This window comes from Deinococcus soli (ex Cha et al. 2016) (assembly GCF_001007995.1).
In the GTDB taxonomy this organism is placed as follows: domain Bacteria; phylum Deinococcota; class Deinococci; order Deinococcales; family Deinococcaceae; genus Deinococcus; species Deinococcus soli.
Window position 1 is genome coordinate 2,076,907 of the sequence record NZ_CP011389.1, and the last position, 18,799, is coordinate 2,095,705.

General features: G+C 71.3%; 16 protein-coding genes. 6 read left to right on the forward strand and 10 right to left on the reverse strand.

Annotated features, from left to right (window positions below):
* Positions 1-21: 21 nt before the first annotated feature.
* The 5 genes from SY84_RS10285 to SY84_RS10305 all read right to left on the reverse strand — a co-directional run bounded on the left by SY84_RS10285 (position 22) and on the right by SY84_RS10305 (position 5,533).
* Complete coding sequence (locus SY84_RS10285) at positions 22-1,257, reverse strand: hypothetical protein (protein WP_046843925.1); 1,236 nt, start codon at positions 1,255-1,257, stop codon at positions 22-24.
* 8 nt (positions 1,258-1,265) lie between these two features.
* Positions 1,266-2,162, reverse strand: a complete 897-nt coding sequence (locus tag SY84_RS10290; RefSeq protein ID WP_046843926.1) for a carbohydrate ABC transporter permease — start codon at positions 2,160-2,162, stop codon at positions 1,266-1,268.
* Entirely contained in the window at positions 2,159-3,085 is a 927-nt protein-coding gene (locus SY84_RS10295; RefSeq protein ID WP_046843927.1) for a carbohydrate ABC transporter permease, read from the reverse strand. Before SY84_RS10295 ends, SY84_RS10290 begins: the two co-directional genes overlap by 4 nt.
* A gap of 75 nt (positions 3,086-3,160) precedes the next feature.
* Positions 3,161-4,408, reverse strand: a complete 1,248-nt coding sequence (locus SY84_RS10300; protein ID WP_046843928.1) for an ABC transporter substrate-binding protein — start codon at positions 4,406-4,408, stop codon at positions 3,161-3,163.
* Positions 4,409-4,471: 63 nt separating this feature from the next.
* Complete coding sequence (locus SY84_RS10305; protein ID WP_046843929.1) at positions 4,472-5,533, reverse strand: LacI family DNA-binding transcriptional regulator; 1,062 nt, start codon at positions 5,531-5,533, stop codon at positions 4,472-4,474.
* A gap of 380 nt (positions 5,534-5,913) precedes the next feature.
* Here SY84_RS10305 and SY84_RS10310 point away from each other — a divergent pair, with 380 nt between their 5' ends.
* The 4 genes from SY84_RS10310 (at position 5,914) to SY84_RS10325 (ending at position 10,911) form a co-directional block, all read left to right on the forward strand.
* Positions 5,914-7,110 (forward strand): ROK family transcriptional regulator, encoded by a 1,197-nt coding sequence (locus tag SY84_RS10310; RefSeq protein WP_046843930.1) that lies wholly within the window; start codon positions 5,914-5,916, stop codon positions 7,108-7,110.
* Positions 7,107-8,573 (forward strand): xylulokinase, encoded by a 1,467-nt coding sequence (gene xylB, locus SY84_RS10315; RefSeq protein WP_046843931.1) that lies wholly within the window; start codon positions 7,107-7,109, stop codon positions 8,571-8,573. Before SY84_RS10310 ends, xylB begins: the two co-directional genes overlap by 4 nt.
* A 93-nt stretch (positions 8,574-8,666) precedes the next feature.
* Complete coding sequence (xylA, locus tag SY84_RS10320) at positions 8,667-9,833, forward strand: xylose isomerase (protein ID WP_046843932.1); 1,167 nt, start codon at positions 8,667-8,669, stop codon at positions 9,831-9,833.
* A gap of 19 nt (positions 9,834-9,852) precedes the next feature.
* A complete protein-coding gene (locus SY84_RS10325; protein ID WP_046843933.1) occupies positions 9,853-10,911 on the forward strand; it encodes an aldose epimerase family protein in 1,059 nt (352 codons plus the stop codon).
* Positions 10,912-10,983: 72 nt separating this feature from the next.
* On the opposite strand, the gene SY84_RS10330 is transcribed toward SY84_RS10325, so the two are convergent.
* The 5 genes from SY84_RS10330 to SY84_RS10350 form a co-directional block, all read right to left on the reverse strand.
* Complete coding sequence (locus tag SY84_RS10330) at positions 10,984-13,188, reverse strand: hypothetical protein (RefSeq protein WP_046843934.1); 2,205 nt, start codon at positions 13,186-13,188, stop codon at positions 10,984-10,986.
* The gene (locus SY84_RS10335) at positions 13,166-13,867 is read right to left on the reverse strand and encodes a molecular chaperone (RefSeq protein ID WP_046843935.1); all 702 of its coding nucleotides are present in this window, start codon (positions 13,865-13,867) and stop codon (positions 13,166-13,168) included. The genes SY84_RS10330 and SY84_RS10335 overlap by 23 nt, the downstream gene beginning before the upstream one ends.
* Positions 13,864-14,181 (reverse strand): hypothetical protein, encoded by a 318-nt coding sequence (locus SY84_RS10340; protein ID WP_157882958.1) that lies wholly within the window; start codon positions 14,179-14,181, stop codon positions 13,864-13,866. Before SY84_RS10340 ends, SY84_RS10335 begins: the two co-directional genes overlap by 4 nt.
* A gap of 210 nt (positions 14,182-14,391) precedes the next feature.
* Positions 14,392-14,934 carry a hypothetical protein gene (locus SY84_RS10345; RefSeq protein WP_046843937.1) on the reverse strand — a complete coding sequence of 181 codons (543 nt, stop codon included), beginning with the start codon at positions 14,932-14,934 and terminating at the stop codon, positions 14,392-14,394.
* A gap of 271 nt (positions 14,935-15,205) precedes the next feature.
* Complete coding sequence (locus SY84_RS10350) at positions 15,206-15,721, reverse strand: M23 family metallopeptidase (protein ID WP_046843938.1); 516 nt, start codon at positions 15,719-15,721, stop codon at positions 15,206-15,208.
* A 112-nt stretch (positions 15,722-15,833) separates the two neighbouring features.
* Here SY84_RS10350 and SY84_RS10355 point away from each other — a divergent pair, with 112 nt between their 5' ends.
* Positions 15,834-17,126, forward strand: a complete 1,293-nt coding sequence (locus SY84_RS10355; protein WP_046843939.1) for a M16 family metallopeptidase — start codon at positions 15,834-15,836, stop codon at positions 17,124-17,126.
* A complete protein-coding gene (locus tag SY84_RS10360) occupies positions 17,119-18,348 on the forward strand; it encodes a M16 family metallopeptidase (RefSeq protein WP_046843940.1) in 1,230 nt (409 codons plus the stop codon). The genes SY84_RS10355 and SY84_RS10360 overlap by 8 nt, the downstream gene beginning before the upstream one ends.
* The last annotated feature ends 451 nt before the right edge of the window (positions 18,349-18,799 follow it).

Sequence of the window (18,799 nt, forward strand, 5' to 3'; positions counted from 1 at the left end):
TGGGGGAGGGGAGATGTGGGGTCAGGGCGCGCGCCGGAACACGACGCGCGTGACGCTCTGGGGCGCCAGCTTCAGCGGCAGGGTGAGGTTCAGCGCGGTGGGGAAGCGGTCTGCGTCCACGCCCGCCGGGGTGACGGTCTTCGCGCCGATGAGCTGCCAGCCGTCCAGCTGCGGGGTCAGGGGCAGGGTCGCGGCGCTGGTGTTCAGGGCCAGCAGGGTCAGGCGGTCGCCGTCGGTGGCGGCGTGCAGCCACACGCGCGGGTCGTCGCCGGTCACGGGGAAGCTCTGGCCGCGCAGCTGGGCGGCCTCGCGCAGCGCGCCGTACCCGAAGCGCGGGAAGGCCGCGTCGTCCAGCAGCCCGTGATTCCCGACGCCCATCAGCGCGAAGTACGCGGGGCGGACCCCGGCCTCCAGGAAACGCAGCGTGGCCTCGGTCGCCCACAGGCCGCCCAGCGCGTCGCTGAGGTGCCGGGCGCGGTCGGTGCGCCACGACAGCGCGAACTCGGTCACGGCCAGCTTCAGCTCGCGGCCCTGCGCGGTCGGGTTGGTGGCCGGGTCGGCCCACAGGTCCCGCAGGTGCGCCACACTGCCGGTCACGCGCTCGATGCTCGCCAGCGCGGCCTCGTCGGTCGCGCCGCCGTCCGTGGGGTACAGGTGGTACGTGACCAGATCGAAGGTGTCCGCGCACCCGCGCAGCACCTCGTCCAGGAACGCGCCGGGGTTGCTCGTGGCGGGCCCGGCAATGCGCGCCTGCGGGTCTGCGGCCAGGATCGCCGCGCGCTGGGCGCGGGCGGTGGCGCAGTATTTCGCGGGCGTCCAGCTGGGGTCGCTGCGGTTCGTGGCGTACAGGTCGGGTTCGTTCCCGATCTCCCAGTACGCCACGTGCAGGCCCAGCTCGCTGGCGTCCCGCACGGCCTGCGCGGCGTCCCCGGGCGCGGCGCGGCCCACGCCGCCGCGCGTGAACACGCGGGTCTGCACGATCAGGTCCGGCTGGCCCAGCAGCGTCCAGTTGGTCTTCAGGGTCTGCAGCGCGGCGCGGGTCAGGTCGTTCTCGTCCCCGATGTTGCCGCCGGGCCAGCGCAGCAGCGCGGGTCGCAGGGCACGCAGCTCGGGGAGCGCTTCCACGACCGGCATCCAGTTCCCCAGGTTGAAGCCCGGCCCACCCAGGGGGCGGGACTCGCCGGGGGCGGGCGTGACGGTCACGGTGACCGCCCCGCCCGTGAGGGCCAGCGTGAGCAGCGGGAGGGTCCAGCGCACCTGAACCCTCAGTCCTTGACCGCGCCGCTCGTCAGGCCGCTGATCACCTGACGGCTGGCCAGCAGGAACACGATCAGCAGCGGAATGACCGTGATGACGACCAGCATCATGATCGCGCCCCAGTCGACGTTCACGTTCGTGGCCCCGCCGCCCAGGCGGCGCAGGCTCAGCGGCAGCGTCATGGTGTCGGGCTCGCTGAGTTTCATGATCAGCGCGCCCTTGAAGTTGTTCCACGCGCCCACGAACGTCACGACGCCCAGCGTCGCCAGGATCGGGCGGATCAGCGGCAGGACCACCTGACGGTAGATGCCGAACTCGGTCGCGCCGTCCATGCGCGCCGCCTCGATCAGTTCGCGCGGCAGGGCCGACATGATGTACTGCCGCATCAGGAAGATCCCGAAGGCGTTCGCCATGCCCGGCACCCACAGCGCGCGCGGCTCACCCACCCAGCCCAGGACGTTGTTCATGACCAGGAAGCTGGGAATGTCCATCACCAGCGGCGGGATGAGCATGGTGCCCAGGATGAACGCGAACAGCGCCGCCTTGCCCCGGAAGTCGTACATGGCAAAGGCGTACCCGGCCAGCGAGCAGAAGAACAGCGTGGTCAGCGTGGACACCAGCGCGATGTACAGCGAGTTCCAGAACTGCCGGGGCGCCTGCCCGTCGGTGACCTGCATCAGGCCCTGCCAGTTGCTGGCGAAGGCGTCCCCGAACCACAGGTGCGGCGGGAAGGTGAACACCTCCGCGCTGGGGTGCGAGGCCCACACGAACATCAGGTAGAACGGCACGACCGACAGGACGCACGCCAGGAGCATCAGCGCCCAGATCGGCACGCGCTGCCAGGGCAGCCGGGCGCGGCGGGTGCGGGTGCCGGGCGCGGCGCGCTGCGCGGGGGTGGTGGTCATCGTCTGCCTCCGTCGCGGGAGAAGAGGTAGTTGTTCAGCATGCTCAGCGCGAAGATCGCCAGGAACAGCAGCCAGCTCATGGCGCTGGCATAGCCCATGTCCAGGTCGCGGAAGGCGGTGTTGAAGATGTGCATGGCGCTCGTCAGGCCCGCGCCGCCGCTGCCGCCGCCGTCGTTCAGCAGCATGAACGGTTCCTCGAACAGCTGCATGCTGCCCACGATGGTCAGGGTGAAGGCGTAGAACATCATGGGCCGCAGCAGCGGCAGCGTGATGTACCAGAATTTCTGCCAGCCGTTCGCGCCGTCCACGGTGGCGGCCTCGTACACGTCCTCGCTGATGGCCTGCAGGCCCGAGAGGTACAGCACGGTGTTCCAGCCCACGTAGCGCCAGAACACCACGGCCGCGACCGAGTACGGCACGAGGTTCGGGTCGCCCAGCCAGCGCACGGGGTCCAGGCCCAGCTGCCCGCCCAGGTAGTTCAGGATGCCCAGCCGTTCGGAGTACAGCGTGGCGAACACGATGGCGATCGCCACGGCGTTCGTGATGTACGGCAGGAACAGGATGGTGCTGAACGTGCCCTGGAAGCGGCGCAGGCTGTGGTGGATGATGAAGGCCAGCGGCAGCGCCACGAGGTGCTGCGGAATGCCGGACAGCAGGCCGATCCAGACGGTGTTCTTCAGGGATTTCCAGAACATGTCCGTGGGCCCCAGGGCCAGCTGGAAGTTCTCGAAGCCCACGAATTTCCAGTTGCCGACGCCGTCGAGGGGACTCCACAGGTGGAAGGCCAGGAACAGGCTGAAGATCAGCGGGAACAGGCCGAAGATGGCGAACAGGATGAAAAAGGGGCTGACGAACAGGTACGGCGCGAAGCGCTGCTGAAAACGCGTGTAGCTCCAGGTGCGGGGAGCGGTTCGCTGTGACATGGCGGGTCCTTGCGTGAATGTGGGGGGCGCGCCGACCGGCGGTGGCCGGCGCGCGTCCCCCCGGGGCGTGGGGTCTCAGCGGGCGCGGCGCGCGATCTGGGCGCGGGCGTCGGCGAGCGCCTGCTTGACGTCCTTGCCCTGTTCGAGCACGTTGGTCAGTTCGGTCTGGAGGATCTGGTCGGCGATCGAGTCGTACTTGTTCACGTCGATGGGTCGGGTCTTGGCGGCGGCGTCACGCCACAGCACGCGGGCCTTCTGGCCGCCCAGGAACTCGACGGGTTCGCTGAAAGCCTTGTCCTTCTGCGCGGCGATCAGCGCGGGGAAGGCGCCGTTGTCCTTGAAGGCGGTGATCTGTGAGCCCTGGTTCAGGGTCATGAACTTGATGAATTCCCAGGCCCACTGCTTGTTCTTGGCCTTGCTGGGCACGGCGTAGAAGCTGCCGCCCCAGGAGGCGAAGCCCTTCTCGGGGAGGTTCTGCACGCGCCACAGGCCCTTGGTGTCGGGCGCCATCCAGTTCTGCAGGGCGCCCTGCAGCCACGCGCCGCTGAACTGCGTGGCGACGGTGCCTTTCTTGAAGGCGTCGTACCACTCGTTGCTCCACTCGCCGATCTTGGCGTCCAGGCCGGCGTCGCGGACCTGCTTGGCGAGGGTCATGGCGCGCACGAAGCGGGCGTTGTCGGGTCCGACGAGGAGGTTGTTCTGCTTGTCGAAGTAGATGCCTTCGCCGGTCTTGAGGTTGGTGCGGATGATCAGGTTGTACACGGACGCGGCGGTGTTCACGAGGTACGCGCCGGTCTTCTGCTTGATCTTCTTGCCGCTGGCGATGTAGTTTTCCCAGCTGCTCTGCATGGTCAGGGGGTTCACGCCGGCCTTGTCGAGCACGTCCTTGCGGTAGAAGAAGGTGCCGGGGCCGATGTCGGTGGGCATGGCGATGAAGCGGCCGTCGGCGCTGGTGGCCTGCGCGATGGTGAAGGGCGTGAAGAGCTTCTTGTACTGCGCGGCGCTGTAGGGGGCGCTGTTCAGGTTCTCCAGGCCCTGGCCTTCGGCGAACTTGCCGACGTAACCGATCTCGATGGCCATGACGTCGGGGAGACCCTGGCCGGTGGCGAGCGCGGTGGTCATGGCGTTGTGGTGGTCGGCGAACTGCTGGGCCTGGAGGTTGATGGTGACGTTGGGGTGCAGTTTGGTCCAGGCGGGCAGGATGGCCTTGATGGCGCTGTCCAGGCTGGGGAAGGCCGCGACGGTCAGGGTGACTTTCTCCTGGGCGTGGGCAGTGCCGAGCAGCAGGGCGGTGGCGAGGGCGAACGCGGCGGATTTCTTCATGGTGACCTCCAGGTCGGATTGAAAGCGCTTTCAAAAGGGATATGGACAGATGGGGGGCGGCACTCAGCCATCCGGGGTGCTCATCGCCGTCACCCCCCGTCTGGCGCGGGCCGCCGGACGCGGGCGCGCCGGAGCAGCCGTGGACTCACGGATGATCAGATCAGGTTCGAACACCTGCCGGACGACCGGCTGACCGTCCAGCAGGTTCAGCGCCTCGCGGGCCGCCGTCAGGCCGATGTCGTAGATCGCCTGCCGCACGGTCGTCAGCGGCGGCGTCATCAGGGACGAGGTGAACACGTCGTCGAAGCCCGTCAGGGACACGTCCCCGGGGACGCTCACGCCCCGGCGGTACAGGGCCAGCCGCGCGCCCAGCGCCATCTGGTCGTTGGCGCACACCAGCGCCGTGAACGGCCGCCCGGCATTCAGGATCGCCTCGGCGGCCTCCAGGCCGCCTTCCTCGGTGTAGCGGCCCACCTGGATCAGTTCGGGCGGCACAGTCACGCCGTGGGCTTCCAGGTAACCCAGGAAGGCCGTCCGGCGCTCCATGGCGTCCTGCTGCCGCTCGGCGCCGCTGATGTACGCGAACTGCCGGTGCCCGAGGTCCAGCAGGTGCCGCGCGACCTGCTGCATGGCCTTGGTGTTGTCCAGCACGATGCAGCTGTGATCCAGCCCGCGCACGTCGCGGCCCACCGCGATCAGCGGGACCCGCCGCGCCACATGCGTCAGGATCTGGTCGTCGAGGATGCCGCCCATCATGATCACGGCGTCCACCCGGCGGGCCAGCAGCAGGTCCAGGGCCTCCTGCTCGCGTTCGGTGCGCCACTGGCCGCTGATCACGATCGGGTGGTACGGCGTGTCGTTCAGGGCCGCCTCGATCCCGGCCAGCGCCTCGCCGTAGAAGGTGGAGTTCAGGGTGGGGGTGATCACGCCGATGGTCAGGCTGCGCCCGCCGGCCAGGGCCTGCGCCTGCGGGTTGGGGCGGTAGTTCAGGCGGGTGATGACGGATTCGACACGGGCGCGTTTTTCTGGCGTCACGTTGGCCGTGCCGTTCAGAATGCGTGACACGGTGCTGGGCGACACGCCCGCCTCCCGCGCCACCTGCGCCAGGGTGACTGCTTCCATCATGGGTGCTCCTGCAAGTCAGGCCGGTTGCCTGCTCGGTGAAGAGAAGATTGAGATGCCTGGAGCGTACTCCTGTCTGAAAGCGCTGTCAACAGGTGGTCGGGACGACATTGCGGTGCTGCGCGGGCCAAATTGCGCCTGCCCAGCCTCCTTTCACCGCTGGGCGTGCCAGAGCGCCCCATGGAAATGCTTCCGCGACTGCTGATAATTGGTTAGAAGAACTAAATATGGCTGGGTGGCAAACAATCCGTGCCCCGGGGGCTGAATCGGTTCAGATCGCGGAAAACTGCGTTATGTAGCGTGGCAATGCCGAGAACTTGACACCCTGCGGGCAATCCGGCTACGCTGCACTTCGTTAAACCAACTAACTAAAGCGAGGACCCATGCCCCCCATCCCCGGCGGCGACCAGCCGTACCTGAAACACCTCAACCGCGCCCGCATGCTGCACCTGCTGCGCACCCACCCCGGCCTCAGCCGCGCCGAACTCGCCGCCCACAGCGGCCTGACCAAGGTCACTGTCGGCAGCCTGGTCACCGCCCTGCTGGACAGCGGCTGGCTCACCGAGGGCCACGTCCGCCCCGGCGCCACCGGACGCCCGGGCCGCGAACTGCACCTCGGCGAGGCCCGCCACGTCATCCTGGGCGCAGAGATCGGCGTGCTCGGCGCGCGCGCCGTCGCCACCACCCTGCGCGGCACCGTCCTCGCCCGCGCCGAGACCCGCACCCCCACCACCACCCCGCACGCCGCCACGCAGACCGTCACGCAGTTGTGCGGGCAGCTGCTGCAAGACCCCGCCACCCAGGGCCGCGAACTGCTGGGCCTGGGCGTGGCCCTGCCCGGCCCGGTCAGCCCGGACGGCACGCGCGTGCTGTACGCCCCGAACCTCGGCTGGGACGACGTGCCCTTCCTGGACCTGCTGCGCGCCGCGCCCGACCTGCCCGATACCCTGCCCGCAGGCGCCATCACGCTGGACAACGAGGCCAACGCCGCCGCGTTCGGCGAGAGCTTCCTGCGCCCCGGCGAGCCGCCGCAGCTGCTCGCGTACGTCAGCCTGGGCAGCGGCGTCGGCGCCGGATTCACGGCCCTGAGCGGCACCCCGCACGTCCTGCGCGGCGCGCGCGGCCTCGCCGGGGAGATCGGACACGCGATCATCCAGCCCGGCGGGCTGTACTGCCACTGCGGGAACCGCGGCTGCGTCGAGACCCTGCTGGGCGGCTGGGCGATCCGCGCCGCGCTGAACCTGAACGTCCTCGACCCGCTGGACGAGGCCCTCGCCCCGCGCCTGCGCGAGGCCGCCGTGCAGGTCATCCTCGGCCGCGCCGGAGAGGCGCTGGGGCAGCTGCTCGTGAACCTGCACCAGACCCTCGGCCCGGACGAGATCGTCATCGGCGGCGCCCTGACCCGCCTGGACGGCGCCGTGCTGGGCGCCGCGCTGGACGTGTACCACGCCCGTCAGTGGCGGCCGGCCGCGCCGCCCGCGCGCGTCACGGTCCGCCAGGACAGCCTGTACCTGCCCGCGCTGGGCGCCGCCGCGCAGCTGCTCGCGCGCGTGATCGACACCCCACAGGAGACCGCATGACCCCCACGCCCGTCACGCTGGGCCTGGACGTCGGCACCAGCGGCGTCAAGGCCGTCGTCGTCACCGCCAGCGGGCAGACCCTGGCCGAGAGCACCCACGCCTACCCCCTCCTGACCCCCCGCCCCGGCTGGACCGAGCAGCGCCCCGCCGACTGGCTAGACGGCGTGCGCGCCGCGCTGCGCGACCTGAGCGCCGCACTGGAGGGGAAGGCGCAGCCCCTGGCGCTGGGTCTCAGCGGACAGATGCACGGCCTCGTCCCGCTGGATGCCCACGGCGAGGTGCTGCGGCCCGCGCTGCTGTGGAACGACCAGCGGACCGGCGCGCAGGTCGGGCAGATCGAGGCCCGCGTCCCCCGCGCCGACCTGGTCGCGCGGACCGGGAACCGCGCCGTGACCGGCTTCCAGCTGCCCAAGATCCTCTGGCTACGCGACGAGGAACCCGACACCTTCGCCCGGCTGCGCCACGCACTGATCCCCAAGGATTACGTCGGGTACGCCCTGACCGGCGTGCTGGCCGCCGAACCCAGCGACGCCAGCGGGGTGGGTGCACTGAACCTCGCGCGCGGCGCGTGGGACGCGGACGTGCTGGGCGCGCTCGACCTGACCGCCGACCTGTTCCCGCCCCTTGTGAAGTCCACCGACGTCGTCGGCACCCTGACCCGCGAGTGGGCCGCCGCAACCGGCCTCCCCGAGGGCCTCCCGGTCGTCGCGGGCGGCGGGGACAACGCCGCCGCCGGAATCGCCCTGGGCCTGTCGAGCGCCCAGCCCGACGTGGGCAGCGTCAGCCTGGGCACCAGCGGCGTGATCTTCAGCCCCCTGCGCGACCCCACCCCCGACCCGGAGGGCCGCGTGCACCTGTTCGCGCACGCCGACGGCGGGTACCACCTGCTCGGCGTGACCCTCTCGGCCGCCGGGTCCCTGGAGTGGCTGCACGCGAAACTCGCGCCCGACACGCCCATCTCCGTGCTGCTGGAGGAGGCCGCGCAGGTCCCCCCAGGCGCGGGCGGCGTGACGTTCCTGCCGTACCTGTCGGGCGAACGCAGTCCCCTGATGAACCCCCACGCCCGCGCAGCCTTCACCGGCCTGAGCCTCGCGCACGGCCGCGCCCACCTGACCCGCGCCGTGCTGGAAGGCAGCGTCGCCGCGCTCGCCGACGCGTACGGCGTCATGCAGGCCATCGCCCCGCTGAACACCCTGATCTCCACCGGGGGCGGCGCCCGCAGCGACCTGTGGCTGGGCCTCGCCGGCAGCGCCCTGAACCTCCCGGTTCACCCCACCAGCGCCCGCCCCGGCGCGGCCCACGGCGCCGCCATCCTCGCCATGCCCGCCGCCGGACTCCACCCGAGCCTGACGGCCGCCATGGACGCCACCCGCCCCGACCTCCACCCGCCCGTCCCGCCCGTGGACATGGCCGACGCCCTGAACGCCTATGCCGCTGCCCGCACCGCCCTGTACGGAGGCTGAGCGTCCAGAACGCCGCTCCGCCCCTTCTTCTTGGCCCCTTTCCCCCTGGCCCCTCAGACCTTTCGACTCTCGACCCCCAGTAAGGAGCCCCGCATGGCTGACTTCACCCCCACCCCCGCAGACCGGTTCACGTTCGGCCTCTGGACCGTCGGCAACACCGGCCGCGACCCGTTCGGCGAGGCGACCCGCCCGGTCAGGAAGGCTCCGTACCTTGTCGAGAAACTGGCCGCGCTGGGCGCGTACGGCGTGAACCTGCACGACAACGACCTCGTGCCGATCGACGCGACCGCCGCGCAGCGGGACGCCCTCGTGCGCGAGTTCCAGCAGGCGCTCTCGGATCATGGGCTGGTCGTGCCGATGGCGACCACGAACCTGTTCAGCGACCCGGCGTTCAAGGACGGCGCGTTCACGAGCGCCGACGCCCGCGTGCGCGCCTACGCCCTGCAGAAAACCATGCACGCCATGGACCTGGGCGCGGAACTCGGCGCCGATACGTACGTGCTGTGGGGCGGCCGCGAGGGGACCGAGGTGGACGCCGGGGGCAAACTGCTCGACGCGCTGGGCTGGTTCCGGGACAGCCTGAATTACCTCGCGGCGTACAGCGAGTCGCAGGGGTACGGGTACCGCTTCGCGCTGGAACCCAAACCGAACGAGCCGCGCGCCGACATCTTCCTGCCCACCGTCGGCAGCGCCCTGGGCTTCATCGCGACGCTGGACCGCCCGGAGCTGTTCGGCCTGAACCCGGAGTTCGCGCACGAGACCATGGCGGGCCTGAGCTTCCCGCACGCCGTCGCGCAGGCCATCGACGCCGGGAAGCTGTTCCACATTGACCTGAACGACCAGAAGATGGGCCGCTTCGACCAGGACCTGCGCTTCGGCGCGGAGAACCCCAAGGGCGCGTTCTTCCTCGTCAAGCTGCTGGAAGAGTCCGGGTACGCCGGGCCGAAACACTTCGACGCGCACGCGCTGCGCACCGAGGACGAGGCGGGCGTGTGGGCGTTCGCGCGCGGCTGCATGCGCACCTACCTGATCCTGCGGGACAAGGTGCAGCGCTTCGGGCAGGACGCCGAGATCCAGGCCGCCCTCGCCGCGTACCGCGTGCAGGACGCGGAACTGGAGGCCCTGACCGGCACCTTCACCCCCGCGAACGCCGGGGCGCTGAAAGCCCACGCCTTCGACCGCGCCGCACTGGGCACGCGCGGCCCCGGCCTGGAGGCGCTGGACCAGTTGACCATGGAACTCCTGCTCGGCGTGCGCTGAGCGGCGCTACCCTCGGCCCATGACCACGCCCGACGTCCACACCCGCACCTGGGGCTCTGCGCCCGCCGGGCAGCCCATCACGCAATTCACCCTCACACTGCCCGGCGGCGTGCAGGCCCAGCTGACCGACCTGGGCGCCACCCTCACCAGCCTGCACGTCCCTGACCGCAGCGGCATGCCGGGCGAGGTCGTGCTGGGCTTCGACCGGCCGGGGCCGTACCTGAGCCGCGAGACCGCCCCGTTCCTGGGCAGCACCGTGGGCCGCTTCGCCAACCGGATCGCGCAGGCCCGCTACACGCTGGACGGACAGGCGGTCCACCTGACCCCCAGTGACGGCCCGCACGCCCTGCACGGCGGCCCGCGCGGCTTCGACCTGCACCTCTGGCACGGACACGCGGAGGTGGTGGGCGAGGGCGCGCAGGTGACGTTCACCCGTACCAGCCCCCACGGCGAGGAGGGCCACCCCGGCACCCTGCATGTGCAGGTCACGTACCACCTGACCGCCGACCCCGACCCCACCCTGAGCATCGAGTACCGCGCCACCACCGACGCGCCCACCCACGTGAACCTGACCAACCACACCTACTGGAACCTCAGCCCCGACCCGCACGAGGGCGTCCACGCGCACCACCTCACCCTGCACGCCGACACGTTCACGCCCACCCACGCGGGCATCCCCACCGGCGCCGTGCAGGACGTCACCGGCACCCCGCTGGACTTCCGCACGCCCCGCCCCCTGGGCGACGCGCTGACCGATCAGCCCGGCGGCTTCGACCATAACCTGATGTTGCGCGGCCAGCCCGGCACACTGCGCCCCGCCGCCACCCTGTACCACCCTGCCAGCGGCCGCAGCCTGGAGATCCGCACCACCGAACCTGCCGTGCAGCTGTACACCGCGAACTTCCTGGACGGCCAGTACACCGGGCACGCGGGCCGCGTCCACGCCCCACAGGCCGCCGTGTGCCTGGAGACGCAGCACGTCCCGGACTCGCCCAACCAGCCCCAGTTCCCCACCACCCGCCTCGACCCCGGGCGGACCTTCACGTCCCGCACGGTGCACACCTTCCGCACTCAGTGAGCGGCCCTCCCTGAGCAGTCGCACGCGGCCGGAGAGGTCCTTCCTCCGGCCGCATTCCAGGCATCCAGATTGTCAGGGGGCGCAGCGCACCGACTCGACGCCCGGCGTGAGCGTCACCCGGCAGGCCGGGGCCGCCGCGCCGTCGAGCGTCACCGGGGCCACCAGCGGCGCCCCGAAGGCGGGTAGGAGCGCCCAGCCCTCGTCGTCCGTGCGGCGGGTGCCCTGCACGTCCAGGGTCGCGTACGGGAGCGGCGCGCCGTCCGCACCCAGCAGGCGCACCCACACGAACGCCTCGAAATTTCCCGTCCAGTCGATCACCGCCGCGCCCTGACCCGCGAGCGTCACGTCCCGCCGCTCCTCGCGCACGCTCACCGTGACCGGCAGCGCGTCGAAATCCGGCGTGACACTCACCGCCTGCGTGCCCGGCGAGAGCAGCACCAGCGCCTCCCCGCGCGCGTCCGACACCACCCGCACGCCATTGACCCGCAGCGGCACGCCCGGCAGGCCCACCCGCACCAGCACGCCAGGGCCCGGATCGTCCGGCGTGAGGTACGCCCGCCCCGCCACCCAGGCCACCCCGGCCCGGCCCGAGGCGCTCCAGCCGCCATCCGTACTCAGCGAGGCAGTCAGGGCCACCGGACCCGCGTACGCGTACCCCAGGCGCGCCGAGCGCTGCGGCAGCGTGCTGAACTGCGCGGCGGCCGTCACGGTGTGGCCCGGCGCGGGTTGCCAGCGGGCCTCCGTGACCGCAGAGAACGTGCCTGCAGAGAGCGGCTCGTTCCGCTGCGCCAGCGCGGCGCCCGTGACCGACAGGGTGTCCCGGGGCGTCCAGGTGACGCTGAGCCCGGCCTGCCAGCCCAGCTGCCCCGCCTCAGCCGCCACCTGTGCGCGCGCGGCGGCCGTCAGCTGCGGCGTGACCTGACGGCTGACCGAGGCACCCGCCGCGTACTGGGCCTCACCGGGCGTGGCCTGCGCCGTCACGCTGACGGTCGTGCCGCTCCCGCTCCCGGCCCACCCGGCCGAGGCCGAGACGCTGCTGGCCCGCAGGTTCAGCGGCACCAGGCGCGCCGCGCCGCTCAGGCGCCACTCGTCGCGCAGCAGCGTCACGTCGCCGGTCAGGGCCGTGTCCTGCGGCCGGGCGGACCGGTACGCCAGATTCACGCCCGCGCTGTAGGACAGGTCCGCGTACCGCGCCCCCAACTGCCCCTGCCAGTCGCCGGGCTGCCACTGGGCCTCGCCCGAGAGACTCCAGTGGTCCGTCACCCCGTACACGCCGTTCAGGGTCGCGGCGCCCGCCCGGCCCTTCACGCCCGCCTCGGCCTGCACGGCCAGCGCGTGCGCGGTCACGAGCACGTCGCCCGGGCCATACACCCGCGACTCCGTCCGCTCGCCCGTGGCGTCCACGATGACCGCCTGAAGCGTGCCCGCCGGGGCGTTCACGCCCACGTTCCGCAGGACCAGCTGCCCGGCCCGCACGCGCACGGGCGGCAGGTCATCCCCGTTCACCCGCAGGCGCACCTCGGCGTCCAGCGGCAGGGCCAGCGACCACAGTGGAAGCCGGTAGGCCCGCGCGTCCCCCCAGGTGACCCGCACCCCGCTGATCCGCTGATCGTTCAGGCGGGTGTCGCCGTTCACGCGCTGCGCGTACGCCTGCGCCGTCACCGTCAGGTGCGGCGAGACCCGGTACGCCGCGCCGAGCTGCGCCTCGACCTGGGGGTCGGCCGCGCCCTGCGCGCGCACGCTGAGCCCCACCGCGCCGGTCAGCGGGCCGGACTGCGCGCCGGCCTGCACGCCCAGCTCGCGCGAGAGGCCCTCGGTGCCGGGCGTGCGCTCCAGGCGGCCCTGCACGCCCAGCGTGACCAGCGGCAGCGTGGCGTCCGGCCCGGGTGCACTGGCGTGCCAGTCCGCCAGGTCCAGGGTGTTGCCGGGCAGCAGCGCCAGCTGCGGGCGCACGGTCAGCGTGAGTTCCGACGGGTCGAAGCTGAGGTCCAGCGTGCCGCTCAGCTGCACGAACGCGCCCAGGTCGCAGGAAGCCTGCGCCACCGCATACGCGGACTCGGACGGCCGCAGCAGCCGGGATTCGACCCACACCGCGCCCGGCGGCAGGAGGGCCAGGCCGCCCCCGCGCGCCTCGCCGTTGATCGTGGTCTCCACGAACACCGGGTCCGCAGCGCACGGCGACGCGCTGGCCGCACTCTCCTGCGCCGCCGCGTGACCGGCCAGCAGGCCTGCCAGCAGCCACGCCGCGCGCAGATCAGGGCAGCGTGACCGTCTCACGTCCGACCTTGCCGCTCGCGTCCGTGAACGCCACCGTCACGGTGCGCGCCCCGCCCAGCTCGCCCAGCGGCAGACTCAGGGTGCTGCGGCCCAGCACGGCCGTGCTGCCCAGGTTCACGCTGCGGTCCCCCACCAGGGCACTCAGCACCCGGTAGGTCTGGTGGGCGTTGCCGCTGTTCACGAGGTCCAGCGTGCCCTGCGACCCCGACTGGCGCACCTGCAACGCCACGCGGGGCGCGCTGCCCGGCGGGGTGACGTACACCGGCAGGGACAGCTGCACCAGCTGACGCACGTTCATCTGGGCGTCCGGCGTGCCGCTGGACTCCGACGGCGTATCGCTGTTCGGCACCTGCTGCACGAACACCCGGTAGGTCAGTTCGTCCGCGCCGGCCTTCTTCAGCAGCCCCAGCCGGATCACCTGCCCCTCGCCACGCTTCAGCGTGAAGCTCGCGGGATTCACGATCACGTCCCGGGTCGGTTCGTAGACGTGCTCCCCGCCCTGTGTCCCCCAGCGGCGCACCTCCACCTGAAAGCTCATGGTGCCCCCAGAGGGATTCTCGAAACGCACCTGCGCCGTGTTCGTCCGTTCCGGGTTCAGGTTGAACGCGGTGGGACTCACGCTGAACCCCTGGGCGGCGGCCGCACCCAGCGCCAGCAGCAGACCCGCGAGGCGCCTCACGGGCGGCCCCCGTCCACGGCCTCGGTGGTCACGGCGAACAGCACCTGATACGTGCCGCCCGGCACGGTCCACTGCCCGGCGGGCACCACCAGCGGCAGGTCGAACGCCCGTGACCCCTGCACCCGCAGGTCGAGCGGGACGCCCTGAACCTCACCGCGTACCTCGCCGCGCTCGCCACGCAGCACCACCGGTCCGCCCGGCGCCAGCAGCGGGCCGGCCGGGGTGCTGAACTGCACGCGGTACCAGCCGGTGCCGGGGCAGGAGACGCGCACGCTGATCTGCCCCCGCGCGCTGTCCGGCGCGGCATAGGTCACGGGCGCACTGAGAAGCTGCGTCACCTGGCAGGGCGCAGGCGCGGCCTGGGCCGCACAGAGCAGGGACAGAAGGGCAAGTACACGCACGGGCTGACTCCTGAAAGGGGTTCCCGCCAGAGTGGCAGGCTGAAGGGGACGGGGGACGGACCGGTGAAGCAGGCAGGGCAGCCGGGTGTCCGCTGGGACGCCCGCACTGCCCCTGTCCGTGCCTTACTCGTTGTACTCGAACTTGACGACCATGTCGCCGGTGTACGTGCCGCCGGGGATCGTCCAGGCGACGTTCGGGTTCTGACCGGCGCCGCCCATCTTGAAGCTGGCCTTGACCTCGTAGTACTCGTACTTGCCGCCCAGCATGCCCGCCTCGTACGACCCGGCGGTGCTGAAGCTCATGCTCATGGGGTTCGTGGCGCTCCAGGGATTGGTGGTGATATTGAAGGTGTACTTCTTGTCCGCACGGGTCATGGTGACGCTGGTCGGCGTGATGATCTTCAGCGCGGTGTCGTAGTTGCAGTCCACGGCCATGACCAGCTTGTCGGCGGTGACCGTGTTGCTGATGGCGCTGATGGTGCCCAGATCAATCTTGTCCCAGGTGCGGCCCAGGCCGGCCGCGCCGTTCCAGCCGGGGGTGGTGTAGGCCGTGATGCACACGTTCTTGACGTTCACGGTCAGTGGGGTGGTCTGGCTGCCACTCACGGTGGCGGCGGCGGCGGTGCTCAGGGTGGTGGACAGGGCCAGCAGGGCGATGTTCCTCATCTTCTTCTCCGTAGGCCAGGGTGACGCTGGCCGGCGTGCGTGACCATGCGGTGGTCAGACCGTGAACGCCCCTCACCGGCAGGCAGGCGATCAGCAGAAGTGGAAAGCCGGTGCAGTGCGGCGGGCAGTGTCGGGGCCTCCCCGCCCTGTCACGCCCCCGCGGCTGTGACCACACCGTAAAAAAAGTCACGTTAACATGGCGTTAACGCGAAAAAAATCACGGCTGACAGCTCCCAGATGGACCCGGGCTGAATGTTCCGCGAAAACCGGATCAGTCGTTCTGCAGCAGCGGGTACGGATTGATCGCCCCGCCCCCCGCATAGATCCCGTAGTGCAGGTGCGGCGGCGTGCCCTTCGCGTTTCCGCTGTCCCCCACGAAGCCCACCACGTCGCCCGCCTGCACCCAGTCCCCGCGCTTCAGGTCCGGATACCGCTCCAGGTGAGCGTAGTAGTGCCGCTGTCCCGCCGGACCCAGGATCATCACCGTGCGGCCCCCCAGGTTGTTCGGCCCGACGTTCACGACCATGCCGCGCGTCGTGGCGCGGATGGGCGTGCCGCGCGGCGCGAAGATGTCCACGCCCTCGTGCCGCCGCCCCTGACTGCGCGCCCCACCCCAGGTGTCCACGAAGCGCTGTCCCGGCAGGGGATTGGGCAGACTGCCCGCCACCGGAGCGGGTTCGGCCATCAGCGCTGCCATCCGCTGAGCCCCCTGAATCAGCGGCCACAGCAGGTACGCCACGCCCGCCAGGACCAGCACCGTCACGATCACCCCGACCATCCTGCGCATATGCAGGGCAGCATGCCGCCTGCACCCGCGCCATGAACCGGGCAAAAGTTGCAGAGCCGACAACCATGAACGCGACCACAAGGCGCGTGCCCACGCGCGCTAGACTCACCGGATGCCTGTCCGCCCCCCGCCCAGTTCCCCCGCCCACCTGTGGACCCTGCCCGGCGGCCTGACCGTCGTGTTCGAACGCCGCCACACGCCCGGTTTCGCGTTCGACCTGCGGGTCCCGGTCGGCAGCGCCCACGACCCCGCCGGGGCGGAGGGGACGGGCGGCGTACTGGAAGAATGGCTGTTCAAGGGCGCCGCCGGAATGGACGCCCGCGCCCTGCAGGACGCCTTCGACGACCTCGGCGTGCGCCGGGGCGGCGGCGTGGGTCCCGAGGCGACCCGCATCGGCGTGAGTGGCCTGCGCGCCGACCTGCGCGCCGCGCTGGCCCTCACCGCCGACGTCCTCAGCCGCCCCGAACTGCCCGGGGACGAATTCGAGATCCTCACCGACCTCGCCCGGCAGGACCTCGAAGGTCTGGAGGACAGCCCCGCCGACCGGCTCGCCACCCGCGCCCGGCAGGTCGCCTTTCCCCGCCCGGCGGCCTCCCCGTACGCCGGGTACGCGCACCCCGCCAGCGGCACCCCCGAGGGCCTTGACGCCCTCACCCCGCAGGGCGTGCGCGAGCACCTCACCCGCTACGGGCAGGCGGGCAGCGTGCTGGGTCTCGTTGCCGACCTAGACCCCGAAGGCGCCCTCACGCTGATTCAGGAGACCCTCGGCGGCCTGCGGCCCGGGCTCGACGAACCCGTCCCCGCGCCCTTCCAGCCCCACGCGCAGGCGCACGAACCCCACCCGGACGGCGAGCAGACGCACCTCAGCCTCACCGCGCCCGGCGTCGGCCCCCGCGACACGCACTGGCTGGCGTGGCAGGTCGCCCTGACCGCCCTCAGCGGCGGCAGCGCCAGCCGTCTGTTCCACGCCGTCCGCGAGGAACGCGGCCTCGCGTACGCCGTCAGCGCCAGCCCCATCCTCCTCGGCGGGCACGGCTACCTCAGCGCGTACGCCGCCAGTACCCCGGAGCGCGCCCCCGAAACCCTCCAGGTCCTCCGCGCGGAACTCGCCCGCCTCCCGCAGGGCCTGACCCCCGCCGAGTTCGAACGGGCCCGCACCGGACTCGCCACCAGCGTCATCTTCGGCGCCGAGAGCCTGCGCGGCCGCGCCCACGCCCTCACCCGCGACGTCGCCCTGTTCGGCCACCCCCGCTCCGTCCAGACCCTGCGCGAGAGCATCCAGGCCCTCACCCTGACGCAGGTCAACGACTTCCTGAGCACCTACGACCCCACCCGGGACGCCACCATCGTCACCCTCGGCCCCAGCGACCCCACCCAGACCCCAATGGACCCAGCCCATGCCTGACCTGCACCAGCACACGCTCCCCAACGGCCTCACCCTCCTCCTCGAACCGGACCCGGACGCCCAGACCATCGCCGCCGGGTACTTCGTCAACACCGGCAGCCGCGAAGAAACCCCCCAGGACATGGGTGCGAGCCACTTCATCGAACACCTGCTGTTCAAAGGCAGCGACGAACTCAGCGCCCGCGAACTCAACGAACGCCTCGACGACCTCGGCGGTCACGCCAACGCCTTCACCAGCGAAGAAGCCACCGTCTACCACGCCGCCACCCTCCCCGAACACACCCCGGAACTCCTGCACACCCTCACCGAACTGATGCGCCCCGCCCTGCGCGACACCGACATCCACACCGAACGCGGCGTCATCCTCGAAGAAATCGCCATGTACGCCGACCAGCCCAGCGTCCGTGTCACCGACCAGCTCCGCGCTGACTACTGGGGCGACCACCCCCTCGGCCAGCCCATCCTCGGCACCACCGACACCGTCACCACCCTCAGCCCCGACACCCTGCGCGCCCACCATCAGGCCCGCTACGGCGCCCAGCGCGTCACCCTTGCCGTCACCGGCCAGTTCGACCCGCACCAGCTCACCACCTGGGCCCAGCAGCACCTCAAAGACTGGCCCGGCGGCACCCCCACCCCCCACCCCGACACCCGACCCCCCGCCTGGCCCGACCACACCCACACCCTCACCGACCCCGACCTCACCCGCGTCCACCTCGCCGCCACCAGCCCCGGCCTGAGCGCCCACCACCCCCTGCGCGAAGCCGCACACATCCTCGCCGACCTCATCGGCGGCGAAAACGGCGCCCTCTACTGGACCCTCATCGACACCGGCACCTGCGACAGCGCCGACCTCGCCCACCTCGAATACCACGCGTGCGGCACCTTCGAAGGCGGCTTCACCAGCGACCCCGACCGCGCCCCCCACGCACTCGCCACCTACCGCCAAGTCCTCCGGGACGCCCACACCCTCATCACCCCGCAGTCCGTGCGCCGCGCCGCCCGCAAACTCGCCGTCAGCACGCTCCTGCGCGCCGAAACACCCCAGGGCCGCCTCTTCACCCTCGGCATGGAATACCTCGCCACCGGCCGCACCCTCAGCACCGACGACCTCGTCAAACGCTACGAGAACGTCACCGTCGAGCAGGTGCAGGAAGTGCTGCGGCTGTGCCCCATGGACCGGCTGACAGTCGTGGCGCTCGGGCCTATCTCGGCACTCTGATTTCGTTTGGGAGTGCTTCCCCGTTGGAAGGGCTGCGCCTGGCGGCGGGCCTCCCCACCCCCCAGCCCCCTCCCCCAGAGGGGCAGGGGGGGCTTACGTTGGCACTGGGCAAGAGTTGTTCCTGATGCGGCGGTCTTGTATTGGGCGTTGACGTGTCCGGCCTTGACGCCATCCTCCTCGCCCCTCGTAGGCCCGCGCGCTGCGCGCACGACGGCCGGTGGGGGTCTGCGGTTGCTGGCAAGGTGCCTTGAAGCGATCTGCTGATCGACTTTCAAAACCACGCTTTTGCCCAAGCGAGAAAAAGTAGAACCTTCCGGCACGCACCAAGCCGACTGGCCCCGCAACCGTCGTGGCAGCCGAGCCCGTCGTGCGCGCAGCGCGCGGGGCGCACGCGGCGAGTTCGGAGGCATGCAGCCCCATAAGTGGCCGAACCCGCCAGTTGCCCATCAGA